Below are 13,304 nucleotides of genomic sequence, written 5' to 3'. Positions count from 1 at the left end.
CAGGCTGGGGAGTCCGTTCTCGCGATGGATCCGCGCGCACAGCTCGAGCCAGTCGCGCCGCGGTCCCGGGGCGGGCCACTGTGACTGGTTGATCGGTTTGCCGCGCCCGCCGATGACCGGTGTCCTCCCGTCGCGTCTGCTGTGCGCTCAGCGTACGGCGGGTGTGCTGCGGACTGTCGTTCCGGGCCTGGTCACAGGCGTACGACCAGGGAAAGTACGGCAGCGTACAGCCGGCGACGCGACCGTGGGGACAACCTGGATCTCGTACCGAGCCCGTGAACACGAAGGACGATCAACCATGCAGACCTGGACCACCGTGACGACCATTCTCGGCGACCTCATCTCGTTGGCCGGCGGCATCATCACCCTGGCGGGGGCCATCAAGGCGCAGCGTCGCCCTCGCCGACGACGGCGCGTTCTGCACAACCGTCGGGGCGGCGGCAGTTAAGTGGGCCATCACAGGGGCTTTTGCCGACGGCGGGCTGCGTATCCGACCTAGCCGTGCAGAAGATCCAGGACCGCCAGGCGCAGCGGCCCCTCCCATTCGGTGAAGGGATTGTTCACGACGATGTCTGGGGAGATGGACGTCAAAGTTTGCACGACGGGGGCGGCCTTGTGGTGCGGCAGCGTTCCTGCTTGCCGTAGGACCAGCGCGAAGAGATAGGCCCGTTGCGCCGGCACCATGTCTGGCCATTGCCGGGCGACGGGATCCGCCTCGATCTCGAACAGCGGAGTCTGCTGCGCGATACCCATCGGGTCGCGCACGGCGGCCTTGAAGGCGTCGACCGCGATCGCGTCCCGGCGCAGACGCCGCACCAGAGGGTTGAGCAGGGCAGGCAGCAGATGCGCCATCCTGAAGTGGCGGAACCGTTCATGAACACGCAGGAAGATCACAGGAAGGTCCTGCGAGGGAGCGAGCGCGAGCACCAGAGGCAATGTGTCATCCCATTCGCGAGGCGCGCGGCGGGCCTGGTCGTCGCGGAACCATGCTTCGAGGTTGCGGAATGCGGTGACCGATACGGCGTCGTCCGGGAAGAGCTCCACGTAGGCGGCTACTTTGGCTCCGTTGTACCACCGAGCGCCGGAGGGATCGGTGTGCGCGTCGTCGGTGAGCACCGCTTTGAAGGTGTCATCGGGCACGGCCCAGCTATCTCTGTCGAGCACCGCTTCCAGCACCTGGCTCGCCCAGCTGTGCCTCGTGGCACCAAGCTTGCCGGCCAGGGCGCGCAGCACGGTTTCGTCACCGCGGTTCTCCTGCCTGACCCAGAGCAGGAAGTTCGGGTCCTCACGAAGTTTCTTATCAGTGTCGGCTTCGTGGCGCAGGATCTCAGCGACGGCCGGGAACCGGGCAGCCGTCGTCGCCAAGGCCGCCATGACGTCGTGCCGGTGGTCAGCGACGCTTTTGGCCCGGTCGCTGGCGGTCCGGTCGAGGCGCTGGTATAGGTCGTCGCCGAAGTGCTCGCGTAGACGGTCCCAATGCTCGGCGATGAGGTCGACCAGGACTTGGTCGATGGCGCCTTCGGGGAGTTTCGTGAGCTTGACGGCAACCGGGCGGGATTCGCCGATCCACTCGGTGATGCCGTCGATGACCGTGAGGTCACCGAGCATGAGCATGCCGATCCATGCCAGCTGCCGCAGGTCGTCGAGGTCGGGGCCGTAGGCGCAGAGGTTGGCTTTGATCTTCTCTACCAGCCACCGCATATGGTCGATGACCACCTCGGAGCCGGCCGTCTGGTCGTGGACCTCTTGGTGGCGCTTGATCGCTTGCACCAGTCCGATGAAGGCGATGCGGCGGACTTCGGAGTCGGGCTCCTTCTCCCATTCGGATAGCACCTCGACTAGCTGGTCAAGGGTGAGCGCGCTGCGGGTCAGCTCGAACGTCAGCACTTCGCGTAGTTCCGGTTCCAGGTGCCCGAGCTGGGCCCACACTTTGGCGCAGAGTTCTCGTGACCGTGCGTCGTCTCGGGTGCAGTGGCTGCGGAGGATGGCGACCGGGATGGTGTCCGGGAGGCCGGAGGTGAGCGTTCGGATGTCGTCGATGAGCTGTTCGGCGAAGTCCTGTACGGCGGGCTGGGACGGCCAGGCGCTGATGACAGCGTCAACATGCCAGGTCAGCGAATGGGCTTCACCAGCTGTGCACAAGGCGGCCAGCTCGGCCGGGTCGTAGGCGGCGAGAACAGACGGTGCTGGTCCGGCTCCGGGCTCATCCGCGGTCGCCGTCAGACGAATCCATGCCTCGGCGACCGCTTCGGCGACCACAACGCAATGCTCGCTGCGTCCCTCCTCGGCCGACTGGCGCAGCAGCGAGACGAGGACGGCGAATCCTTCTTCGGGGCCGAGGACATCAATGGCTACCCCGGCGAGGGGCGCGGCCTGCTCGTAGGGGCCGCGCAGCCTGGCGGTCAGGGCCTCGCGGACGGTCTCGTCATCGCCGTACTTGTCGGCCAGGACGCGGGCCGCTCCGTACGGGCGCCAGGCGTCCAGGCCGCGCAGCAGCACCGTCGTGGCCTGGTCGGGCGGAAGCGCGGTGGCCAGACCAGCGCTGCCGAAGGGAGCAAGTTTCGCCAGGTCGTCTTGGACGTGCGGGCGGAGGGCTTGGGCGAAGACCGGGTCGTCACGCCACTGCAGGGGGATCGCGGCGAGGTTGTAAGGGATCAGGCTGTGCTCGTCCTCGCTGGCCAGCTGCTCGGCGACCCAGTTTTTGAAGCGGACATCATCAGCGAAGGACGTGCAGGCCAGGTGCCATGCCAGATCGCGATCTCCCCCGGAGGACCCATTTGTCCTGAGGGTTTGCAGCGCGAAGTCGGCGGCCTCAGAGTTCCCGGCGGCGCAGGCGGCGACCAGGTCCGCGGCCGGCCAAGGTCCCGAACGGTAGTCCTCGTGGTAGAGCATGGAGAGCAGCCAGGCACGCTCCTCCGTGCGGAACGCGGAGCTGTCTTGTGGCTCAGCGGCCTTGAACACCAAGTTCAGCGCCACCAGCCGCAGCGCAGTGGATGGTTGGCGGCGGCCCCACTCGATCAGGCGCTCGGTGTCCGGGGCGTCCGGCCATCCTTCGCCGAGGGCACGGATAGCAGCCGCCTGGGTGGACGAGCTGGGCCCGGTCTCGGTGAGTGCCACCAGTGGCGCGACGAGGTGTGGCTGTCCGCCGAGCCGGCGGGCGAGAGCTCCAGCCGCGTTGATCTTCACCTCGTCGCGGGGGTGCCGTATTCCCCAGAGAAGATGCTTGGCGGCTTGGTCGTCGGCGATGGGCAGATCGCGCAGAGCCCACATGGTCGCTGATGGCTCTGGGCGCGGCGCGGTGAGCCACCGTTTCATGAGGGGTAACAGCTGGGTGCTGGCGGCTGGACTGGCGAGCGTGGCGACCAGCGCAGTGATCAGGTTGGCGCGGTGCCGGGCGTAGGGGTGTTTCTCCACCCGCTCGGCGAGGTCCTTGGTGTGGGCGGCTTGGACGCGGGGGGTGAGCCTGACGCCGGCGGCCAGCGCGTCGGCCAGCAGCTCGTATCCATCGAGGTCCGCCCACACGCCGTCACCGGCGTTCAGGGCCGCCGCGAGAAGGGGTTCGGTGGTATGCGGGCTGACCTGGGCGCTGAGCAGGGCGAGTAACACGTCGCGCCAGGCAGGATCGTGGACGAACCGCCGGACAGCCTCGAGCTGTTCGTCGGGCGCCAGCATCGCCAGGTGCTGGCCGGCCAGGTGGTCGAGCACGACGCGGTGCAGGAATCCATAGGAGCCGGCGCCGTGCGAGACGATCAGACCGAATTCGTCTTCGGCCATCGTGAGGACTGCGTCGGCCAGCCGCCGGGCTTCGGCCTGTTGGTATCCGAGCACTTCGTCGTCGGTCATCGACTCGACGATGATCTTCCGCATGTCCTGCTTGGTGGCAACGCCGGCCGCGTCCTTGAGGCGCAGCCGGTAGGCGACCGCCGCGAGCAGCGTGCTGGCGTCAGCAGCGGGAAGCGGGCCGCCGCGAGCGTGGGAGGCCCGCTGTCGCATCTGTGGATGCTTCTCGATCAGCAGCTCGACGAGACGGGTATAGATCTTGAATCTCTGGCGGGGTAACGGCTCACCCTGCCAGGTCGTTGCGAGCAGCGTGAGGAACAGCGGCGACCGTGACAGCTGAGCGAGGTCGGGGGAAATCTCGATCTGGGCGAGGAACGCGTCCACGCCGGTCCCCCAGTGCAGTCGTGGTTCTCGGTCAACCTCCGCAGCCGTGCCTGGACGCAGAATCCCCGCAGCGATGCTGCGGCGTTGCCCGTCGGTCAGCGGCGTGATCTCGGCGTGGACCCACGGGCGCTGCCAGTTGAGCCGGTCGACGGCGTAGGGGCGCGTGGAGAGGATCGCAGTGGCGTTCGAGCGCCCTAGGAACGCCTCGAGAACGCCGAGGGCATGCTCGGCTGAGCTGACGTCGCTCCACTCGTCGATGCCGTCGACGAATAGCATCAGCCGGTCGTCGTGCAGCGCCCGCTGGGCCAGCGGCCAGAGATCGGCGGCGCTTTGCGACAACAGCCACGCTTCTACGGCGGAGACCAGCGAATTCTCCGCCGAGGCGTCGAGGTGCCGGCACAGGAACCCGAACGGGAGCCAGACGGGAAGGTCACCGCCGTGCTCGCGCTGCAGCGTGATTGACTGCGGCTGTTCGGCGAGCAGGTCGGCCGCCGCGAACCGCAGCAGGCTCGACTTGCCCACGCCGGGGCCGCCGATGACGAGCCGATACTTGCCTGCGGCCAGCCATTCGTCAGCCGGCATGGCTCCCTGGGCGCTCGGCCCGTCCGCCGCGGCGGCGGCGATGAGCTTCTGGGCGGATCGGAACGACTGGCGGCGAGCGCCCAGGCGGGAGGCGACGTAGGTGAAGCCGTCCTCCGGATGCGCCGATCTGATCGAGCTTTCGGTGCTCGGCTGCTCAACGTCCACGACACTGGACTGCTGGGGCCGCGGGTCAACGTTGACAATCACGAACTGCTGCTCGGTGGCAGGGTCCTCCGTCTGCTGTACGCCGCCTTGGGATGAGAACACCGCCTGATAGAGCTGCCGCAACCGCAACCGCAGCTCCCTGCTGTCCAGAGCGGGCAGGCTCTTCGCCAACGCCTGGGCCGCTTCAGGCCCGCAGAACGCCTTGACCCAGCTCCTGCCGAAGAAGTCGTCAACGATGCGCGGATGGCCCTTCAGCAGCGCGGATACCTCTTGCACGCCCCAAGGGACGAAAGTTATCCCGCTCGCGGCCAGTCGATCGCCTTGCGTCCGAAGCTCATCGTCGAGCTTGTTGTCTTGCAAGTCGTAGGACGTCGCGTAGTAGAAGGTGCGGGTCTTGTCCGACCAGTCGCCGTCCAGGAAGTCGTCCACCGCTTTCTTGATCTTGGCGGCGGTCAACGTCTGCACCCGACGTGACTGAAGCGTGATGTAGTCCCGGCCGGTGGCGTCGCCAGCTGTCAGATCCAGGGGCAGACGGGCGTACGCGTCGATGCCCTGCTGTCCCTGGCCGGGCGTGCCGAACAACTTCGCGTACGTGACCGGCCGAACAGTCTCCAGAAGACGCAGGAAGAGCTTCTCGGCGTCAGGCCAGCTCAACTGACCGAGAGGCAGCACCTGGAGGTTGGTCTCGACCGGCGGCTCGGGCAGCGGTCCGGCCGGCGCAGCCCAGAGGGCCGCTTCGGTGCGATCATGCACCTCGGACTCGCCTGTGATCCCCACCGTGGTACCTCCCCGACCGCCCGACGCAGTCACTCTATGCAACCCAGCGACGCCGGGTAAGCACGACACCACTGGAGTGCTGGCGACGGCGCAAACTCGGCGGAGGGATAGCGCCACCGCCAAGTGGACCGGTGGCCAGGTGTGTCGGGCTCCCTCGTGATCGATCACCTGGTGCCGGCGACCTGATCGGCCGGTGGTGCTTGCACGGTGACCGGGGTACCGAAGTCAGAGTAGGTCAGTTCCAGTGGGTAGGTGCCGCCCTTGGTTCTGGGAACGTCAAGGTGGTAGCGGGTTAGGCGGCCCTGATCGTCGAGGTCGGCGGTGAAGGCCACGGTCGGTGCCGGTGTAGCGCTGGAGCTGCCGTTCAGGGTCGGCACGCTGAGGGCCTTGGCGACCGCGGTGGTGGCGAAGCTGCCGGTGAAGTGGCGGGCGCTGGGGCGCTGCACGTTAATGGCTTGGGTGAGCGGGTTGGCCATCTTGGCGCCGTCGAAGCCTTCGGCGAGGCTGGCGGATTCGGCCTGGTTGATGCGCCGCCAGGGCTTGTTTGTGGCGCCGGGCAGGCTGGGAGTGTTGGTCTTGAGGTAGACGACGTCGCCCAGGATGCGCCATTCCATGACCGAGGTGCCGCCGCGTTTTGTCGTGGCGGTGAAGGCGCCGATCTTCTTGGCCGGGTCCATGGCGCCGTCGAGCCTGGCATCAGTGGTGTCGATCTTGACGGTCATGGTCATCTTGAAGGTGTCGTTCTTGACGCGGCCGGCGGCCTCGGCGAGCTCAGCTGCGGGTGCCTTCGTTGGTGTCGTGCTCGTGCGGGATCCGTTCTGGCCGGTGTTGGTGCAGGCGGTCAGGGCCAGGGCTGCGGTGGCGGCGAGGATGCCGCTCGCGAGGGTGCGTCGTCGCATGGTGGCGGGTTCCTCCGTGGGGTGGGTTGTGTCGATGGGATGCGAGTGGGTGGTCCGCGGGCGGCGGATCGTGTCGCCGGTCCCGCAGCGGACGTCCGCTTGAAGTGCGGTGAGCTGGCCGGCTTCGGAGCGGGCGGGCGCACGGCCCAGACCGCGTGATCGTCAGCATGGCCAGGGCGAGCTCGTGGGTAGGCGTTTTTCGAGCCTGAGCGGTGTTGCGGGGCGCCGATGTTGAGGGGCCGGTGACGATGCCGGGGTAGGTCGTGCTGCCACCCGGTGGCAGCGCGGCACGCGGACGGGGAGGGTCGATCTCGCCGGTGAGCAGGCTGGTGGCTGCATGAGTCCACCCGGCTCGGCACCGCGTCGGCGGGACGACAGGGTGTCGCGCGAACCGCAGCAACACCCTGTCGTCGGTCCAGGGCTTGCCGGGAACTCAGAACTCGGCCTTACCCGAGGCGCCAGGGACGTTGTCCTCGAACATGATGCCCACCACCAGGCGGAACTTGGTGCCGTCTTTGACGTTGGTGGCCACGTTCTTCCACTGACCGGCGATCAAGTCAGTGGTGTAGTTGCACTTGACGTAGGTACTGGTACCGAAGCTCACGCAGGCTCGGATCCGCCAGTTGTTGGTGTTCCAGATCTGGATGTCCTTGCACTGCTTGGTGGTCGTGAGTACCGGACTGAAGCTGCGGCTCCATCCCTTGTCCGGGTGCTCGGGGAACATCAGCGAGCCATACCCCGAGAAGCTGAACGAGTACGGTGCTGCTCGACAGCCGGATGCGGACAGGGCCCTCGATCCTGAGCCCGCGGTCGGATCTCGGTAGGTGGCGGCTTGCGCCGGGGTGGCGCCCATCAGTGGCAGTGCCGCGGCGATGGCGGCGGCGATGATCATCAGCAGCGGAGTGCGGCGCCGGGTCCGGGCGGTGACCCGGGTCGAGCTGATTGTCTTATCGTGCTCAGCAATGGCCGCGGCGGCGTCGGCGATGGTGGCGGTGCGGGTGAGGGTGGTGTTCATCGGAGGGCTCCTTCGAGCTCGGGGACCTGATGGTCGATGTGGTTGGTGGTGAACTTGGGCGTGAGGATCTGGCGGGTGGGATGTGTCTTGTCGTCGCCTCCGGCCGGCACGAGCGTGTTCTGGCTACGAGGGTTTCTCGTTCGGTGGTGTCGGCCGCGGCTGCGGTGCACGACCGGGGCGGCGATGATCAGCAGAGTCGCGAGGGCGGGGAGGATGAGGAGGGCGTTGCCGAGGCCGACGTGCATGGCGGCGCCGCCGATGATGGCCGGGCCGGTGACGTAGCCGAGGTAGCCCAGCGCTGCGACGCGCGACAGCGCTGCGCCGCGTCGGGCCGGGTCGAGGCCGCCTGCGGTGGAGTAGAGCAGCGGAACGACGCAGGACAGTCCGGCGCCGAGGCAGGCGAACCCGGCGATCGCAGCGACCGGCGTCCCGCCGATCAGGCCGAGGGCGAGGCCACCGCCGCCGATCAGGCCGCAGCCGCGCAGCAGGGCGGCGGGTGCGATGGTGGCGGTGAGGCGGTCGCCGATGAGCCGGCCGATGGTCATGCTTGCGGCGAAGGCCGCGTAGGCGGTGGCGGCCGTGGCGGGTGTCGCGCCGAGGCGGGTGAGGTAGGTGCTGGCCCAGTCAGCGGCGGCGCCTTCGCTGATCAGTGCGCTGAAGGCGAGCAGGCCGAGCAGCAGGATCCGGGTTCGCGGCTGGCGGTGCGCCGGTTCGGCCGTGGCTGTTGACTCCTGGCTGTCGGGGTTCGAGACGGGTGCGGGGATGAGGCGGTGGATCGCCCATCCGGCCGCAGCGGTGGACATGACAGCGACGGCGGCGAAGGCGTCGGCGACGCTGAGGCCGATGTGGGCGCAGGCGGCGGACAGCAGGGCCCCGGCGACGCCGCCGATGCTGAACAGCGCGTGGAAGGACGTCATGATCGGTCGTCCGTACGCGGTCTGGCACGAGACTGCCGCAGCATTCATCGCCACGTTAAGGGTGCCGTGCAGGATGCCGAAGGTGAGCAGGGCGGCGGCCAGAATCGTCCACGTCGGGGCGTGGCCGGCGAGCAGGAGCGCCCCGCCGAGGGCCAGCGATGGCCAGACCATGACCGTGGTGCTGCCGTGGCGGTCGATGAGCCAGCCGGCGGCACGCATGCCGACCAGGCCGCCAACAGCGAGCAGGAGCAGGCAGGTGCTCAGCTTGGCGTCGGCCATCTTGATGTTGTGCTGGATGGCGGGGATCCGCGCGGTCCACGTGCCGATGGTCATGCCGGCGATGCCGAACATCAGGCTGATCGCGAGTCGGTAGCGGCGCAACACACCGGACACGCCAGCGCTCGTGCTGGGCGCAGGATTTAAGGCGACGGTCATGGAAGATCTCCACGGAAGGAATAGGGGCGTCACGGTGGCAGCGGAATTGCCTCGCGTGCGGTGCCGGCACGGAAAGCTGGTGATCCCGGCGGCGTCACCAGCCGCAGCACTGGGCCGTGCGGGTCAGCCGACGGCGGCGCAGGCGGTGCCGTAGCTGGTGTAGCCGTTGGACGTGCCGGGCCCGGCGGCGCCGGTGTACCGCCCGAACTTGAAGCAGGTCTTGGTGCCCTTGGCGTAGTCGCGGTTGACGTTCCACGTGCCTGTGGCGACCTCGGCGCCGAAGATCGACTTGGAGCAGTAGTCCTTGTCCTTGCCGCCGTTGGAGTCGGCGTAGTGCTTGCCTTTGATCAGCACTTGGCTGTGGCCGGTCCGGCACGTCTTGGCGTAAAGCGCGACGCGGCTCTTGATCGAGTTGACGTGCAGCTTCGTGCCGTTGACCGCCACGCAGGAGGCGTAGGCGTCGCCCTTGCACTGTCCGCGCTGACCAGCGCGGGCGTGGCCACGGTGAACGTCAGGCCCAGCGCAGCGGTAACAACAGCGTCGGTTCGAGCGAGGGTCTTGTTCATTGCTGCCTCTTTCCGGGAATGGTGGTGGTGGTGGGCTCCGGTCCGCGGCGTGACCGTGACGCCGTTACCTAGCCGGGCAGCGAACGCACCGGCATGGGTTCGCGCCTCGTGTGCGGCCACGCCGCTGGATGCGGGTGCGGTCGAAACGGCGGCGATTGTCGAGCAAAGGTGGGTCGCTTCCTTGACGACCTTGCCTGCTCGGATCTCCGCGAAATAGCTGTCCGTAGCTGTCCTGGGCTGTCCGGGCGCGGTGGACTTCGCCCGCTTCGGCGCTGCTGGGTCGTGGAGGCCAAGCGTTGGGCGCGCCGCGCTGATCGGCGCTCCCGGCGTGGGCCTGGCGGTATTCCTTCGCGGGCTTTGGCGGCTGGTCACCGCGACCGCGCCGGGCACCGCAGCCGGCGTGCACGCCCTGGTCGTCGACGGGCTCGCCGCCCGGACCCGGGTGGGCAGCCTGCCCCGGGTACGGGACAACGCCCTGATCACGCTGGGCCCCACCCACGCGCAGATCACCGCGGCGCTGCTCGCAGCCGTGACCACCGCCCGGCTGGCCGCGGCCGCGGACCCCGGCGCTGACCTGGCGGCCCGGGTCGGCAAAGCCGCCGGCGTCGACTCGGCGGTGCAGACGGTCGCCGAGCTAGCGCCGCTACTCGGCGCGGCCGGGTTCCAGCGCCACCACCCCATCGCCAAGGCCCGCGCGGACCTGAATGGGCTGCTCTACCCCGACGGCATCCACGACAGCCTGTACCGCTCCGGCGGCCTCAGCCTGCTCACCGCGGCGTCCGCCCCGTCCCGGCAGCAGCCCGCGGCGCCGGTCCTGGCGCCGGCTGTACATGTTCAGCACCGCCACGCACGCGCCGCTACCTCGACGCCGCCACCTCCCCGGCAGCGCTGCGCCCGGCGTTGCAGCGGGTGCACGCCGGGGTCGAGCGGATGCGCCGGCTGATCGACGACCTGCTGACCTACGCCACCGCCCGCGACGCGGCGATCAGCCCCGTCGCGGTCGAACTGCAAGCGTTGACCGCCGAGGTCGTCGCCGAACGCACCGCGCACCTGCGCAACCCGACCGACGGACAGGTGGCCCTGTTCCCCGACGTCTACACCGGGCCGCTGCCCACGGTGCACGCCGACCCGGTGCTGCTGCGCCAGCTGCTGGACAACCCGATCGGCAACGCGTTGAAGTACACCCTGCCCGGCCAGCGGGCCCGTATCGACATCTCCGCGCACCACCGGCCCGGCGACACCCACGCCCGGATCCAGATCGCCGACCGCGGCATCGGCATCCCGGCCGCAGACCAGGCGAAGGTGTTCGACACCTTCCACCGCAGCGCTGCCCACACCCGCAATTGCGCCGGCACCGGGCTGGGTCTGGCGATCTGCAAGAAGATCGCGGAACGCCACGACGGCAGCATCCGCGCCGCCGACAATCCCGGCGGCGGCACCCGGATCTTGCTCACCCTGCCAACGGGTGCGCCGGTCGGCGAATCGCCGGACACGACCGAGCCTGCGCGGCCGCAGAACGCCCCGCACCGGGCATGAACTCTGCGACGGGTTCGCCGCGGTACTGGCGCGCGTGAACCTGCGACGGGCGCGGCGGCTGCTGGTGCATGAGCGCGCGGCACGAACCGGTGCGGCCGCCGGCTCTGCCGGGGTATTCGACTGTCCTTGAGGGCCTAACCGCGGCGGGTCACCGGCTGTTGGCGCGCTCGCGCAGCCAGGCCGCGCGTGCCGCGGCGACCTGCTCATCGGCTCCCGATGCGCGCAGCAGCTGCACGGCGCGGCGCAGTGCCGGCGTTTCGTCGACACGGCCCAGCACCTCGAGCCCTGCCCGACGTTGCCGTAGTGTTCGTACACCTGCTCCACGATCAGCCGCTGTCCGAGCGGCTCGCACGCCAGAACCCCCCAGCCGGAGCTCGCCGCCAAACTGCGCGCCTTCGCCAGCGCCGCCCGCCACCGCCGCGCCGACGACGACTGACGCCACCCCGCGCACGAATTCCCTAGTGGAAGAAGGCCACCACCGAGCGACCCGCGTCATGCGCTTCGGAAAGCCACTGAAACACGTCGTACGCGGCGTCCTGGTACTCCTCCGCGATATCCGTCGCTCCGACGCGAGCGAGCAGGCCAGCCGGCTCCTCCAACGACCCGTACTCCCGGTAGCCGATCCCCGGGAAGCCGTCGATCCGTGGCAGCGGCACCGGCGCACCACCAAACATCAAGTCCGACATGGAAAAGTCCTCGGCGAGCAACCCCGCACCGCCCAGCACCTCGTCCACGCGTTCGCACCAGTCCACCGGCACCGGCATCCACCGCGGGTTAGGCAAGAACGCCCCATGGACGTCACACAGATACTCCAGGAAATAGCCGTAGGCGAACCCGATCCGCTCGTCGTACGGCTCTCCCAGGATCATGTGCCGTGCGACATCCGGGAGCGTGAGGACCGAACCGTCCCCGATCACGTCGTCAATCATCCCCTGCACCTCGTCACGACGCTCGGCGAAAGCAGCCCCGTACCGCTGCGCCAGCGCCGGATCCTCGCTTCCCACCTCACCGCGAATACGGCCGAGATCCACCGCCCACGCCATCGCCCCGTACCCCACCACGACCTCCCCGTACATCCTGATCAAGCGAGGCGGAGGATCGTAGCCGCGACCTGTAACAACCACCGCCCGCCGCCGCGTCGACAAACCCCCCGCAGCAGCTCACAGGCGATGCCACCAGCGTCAAAGGCGAAGGTCAAAGGCGGTCCTCGTGGCTGGGTGGGTGGTGCAGGCCGCTGCTCCCGCTGTGCCCGGGCTACGTGCGTGAGTGGTTGCGCCGGATCAGCCCTGCGGGCCGATGGCCTGCCCGCCCCGAGCCAGCGTTCCGCCCCTGGACCGCATCGCCTCGGCGGCGGGGCAGGCTCCAGGATGGCTCGGCACACCTTGGTGGGCGCAAGGCCGGTGGGGCTGCCGGCGGCACGCGCTCGATGGCCAGCTCGGCGACCGCGGCGTAGTCCACTTCCACCCGCTTGTCAACCTGAGTTGACATAACGGCCGTTATCGCCCAATTTGGCCAGTGTTGACCGCGCTAGCCTGACGGCCCGGCGCCGCGGGAATCGCCGCCCCCCCGCGTGGACGGGGAGTCGGCCACCGCGGCTGACCTTGGAAATATGGCAGCAGGCTCTCCGTAGCCACCGATCCAGGCGAGGCCCGTGCGTGTCATCGCTCAGGCGACGAAGAATCCGTTCTCCAGGTACACCGTCACGCCGTCAGCGCGGGCCCGGACCGCCGCAGCCACCCGGCGCGCGAGAAGCTCCGAGAGCCGCTCGCCGGCCTCCTGCTCGGTGCACCATGCCCAGCTGCGCAGCTCATCGGCCGGAAGCCGGATCTGCGCGGTCTGCTCCGGCGTGAGGACACCGCCGTCGAACACCATCATCAGGCCCTCGGTGCGACCAGGGCGCGGCGGCACCCAGTCGCTCACCAGCAACCGGCCAAGCTCGACCGACAGGCCGAGTTCTTCCGTGAGTTCGCGCGCCACCGCGGCGTGCGGCGACTCATCGGCCTCGACAGCGCCGCCAGGAAGCTCCCAATAGTCCTTGTATGACGGCTCGACGAGCAGGCTGCGGCCCTGGTCGTCCGATAGCAGCACACCGGCGCCCATCCGCTTGCGCGGCAGTGTGGCGGTGTAGTCAGAGGTCACCACGGCAGGCTAGCTGTGCTGTCCAGGGACGTTGGTCAACCTGGTGATGGGTGGTAGGCCGCCGATTGCTGAGTGGGGCCGGTGGTGATTGTAGTGATGTAGGAAGGCC

Annotated in this window: 12 protein-coding genes; 3 read left to right on the top strand and 9 right to left on the bottom strand. The window is 68.8% G+C overall.

The features are described from left to right. Positions 1-298 precede the first annotated feature (298 nt). A complete protein-coding gene (locus AB0368_RS33500) occupies positions 299-448 on the top strand; it encodes a hypothetical protein (protein WP_366158032.1) in 150 nt (49 codons plus the stop codon). 47 nt (positions 449-495) lie between these two features. On the opposite strand, the gene AB0368_RS33495 is transcribed toward AB0368_RS33500, so the two are convergent. From AB0368_RS33495 to AB0368_RS33475, 5 genes are all read right to left on the bottom strand, one after another. Beyond that, positions 496-5,688: a hypothetical protein gene (locus tag AB0368_RS33495; RefSeq protein WP_366158031.1), complete on the bottom strand. Its 5,193-nt coding sequence runs from the start codon at positions 5,686-5,688 to the stop codon at positions 496-498. Between the two features lie 164 nt (positions 5,689-5,852). Then, positions 5,853-6,587: a hypothetical protein gene (locus AB0368_RS33490; protein WP_366158030.1), complete on the bottom strand. Its 735-nt coding sequence runs from the start codon at positions 6,585-6,587 to the stop codon at positions 5,853-5,855. A 433-nt stretch (positions 6,588-7,020) separates the two neighbouring features. After that, entirely contained in the window at positions 7,021-7,602 is a 582-nt protein-coding gene (locus AB0368_RS33485; RefSeq protein WP_366158029.1) for a hypothetical protein, read from the bottom strand. After that, positions 7,599-8,912, bottom strand: a complete 1,314-nt coding sequence (locus AB0368_RS33480; RefSeq protein ID WP_366158028.1) for an MFS transporter — start codon at positions 8,910-8,912, stop codon at positions 7,599-7,601. Before AB0368_RS33480 ends, AB0368_RS33485 begins: the two co-directional genes overlap by 4 nt. A gap of 165 nt (positions 8,913-9,077) precedes the next feature. Next, entirely contained in the window at positions 9,078-9,398 is a 321-nt protein-coding gene (locus AB0368_RS33475; protein WP_366158027.1) for a hypothetical protein, read from the bottom strand. A gap of 450 nt (positions 9,399-9,848) precedes the next feature. Between AB0368_RS33475 and AB0368_RS33470 the strand changes: the two genes are divergently transcribed. Then, positions 9,849-10,463 (top strand): acyl-CoA dehydrogenase family protein, encoded by a 615-nt coding sequence (locus AB0368_RS33470; protein WP_366158026.1) that lies wholly within the window; start codon positions 9,849-9,851, stop codon positions 10,461-10,463. After that, entirely contained in the window at positions 10,451-11,056 is a 606-nt protein-coding gene (locus AB0368_RS33465) for an ATP-binding protein (protein WP_366158025.1), read from the top strand. Before AB0368_RS33470 ends, AB0368_RS33465 begins: the two co-directional genes overlap by 13 nt. A gap of 148 nt (positions 11,057-11,204) precedes the next feature. On the opposite strand, the gene AB0368_RS33460 is transcribed toward AB0368_RS33465, so the two are convergent. From AB0368_RS33460 to AB0368_RS33445, 4 genes are all read right to left on the bottom strand, one after another. Further along, positions 11,205-11,333 (bottom strand): hypothetical protein, encoded by a 129-nt coding sequence (locus AB0368_RS33460; protein WP_366158024.1) that lies wholly within the window; start codon positions 11,331-11,333, stop codon positions 11,205-11,207. Between the two features lie 181 nt (positions 11,334-11,514). Continuing rightward, the gene (locus AB0368_RS33455) at positions 11,515-12,141 is read right to left on the bottom strand and encodes a hypothetical protein (RefSeq protein WP_366158023.1); all 627 of its coding nucleotides are present in this window, start codon (positions 12,139-12,141) and stop codon (positions 11,515-11,517) included. A 580-nt stretch (positions 12,142-12,721) separates the two neighbouring features. Next, positions 12,722-13,195 carry an NUDIX hydrolase gene (locus tag AB0368_RS33450; RefSeq protein ID WP_366158022.1) on the bottom strand — a complete coding sequence of 158 codons (474 nt, stop codon included), beginning with the start codon at positions 13,193-13,195 and terminating at the stop codon, positions 12,722-12,724. 9 nt (positions 13,196-13,204) lie between these two features. Further along, the coding region (locus AB0368_RS33445) for an integrase core domain-containing protein (RefSeq protein WP_139338199.1) at positions 13,205-13,304 on the bottom strand (100 nt) is incomplete at its 5' end.

It is taken from the genome of Actinoplanes sp. NPDC051475, from assembly GCF_040689425.1.
Taxonomy (GTDB): domain Bacteria; phylum Actinomycetota; class Actinomycetes; order Mycobacteriales; family Micromonosporaceae; genus Actinoplanes.
Note: the sequence above shows the minus strand (reverse complement) of the source record. Positions and strands in the feature narration are given on the sequence as shown.

Bases quoted from the DNA above. Each gene is read 5' to 3' on its own strand.
- AB0368_RS33500 (WP_366158032.1), top strand. From the start codon at position 299: ATGCAGACCTGGACCACCGTGACGACCATTCTCGGCGACCTCATCTCG.
- AB0368_RS33490 (WP_366158030.1), bottom strand. From the start codon at position 6,587: ATGCGACGACGCACCCTCGCGAGCGGCATCCTCGCCGCCACCGCAGCC.
- AB0368_RS33485 (WP_366158029.1), bottom strand. From the start codon at position 7,602: ATGAACACCACCCTCACCCGCACCGCCACCATCGCCGACGCCGCCGCG.
- AB0368_RS33465 (WP_366158025.1), top strand. From the start codon at position 10,451: ATGCGCCGGCTGATCGACGACCTGCTGACCTACGCCACCGCCCGCGAC.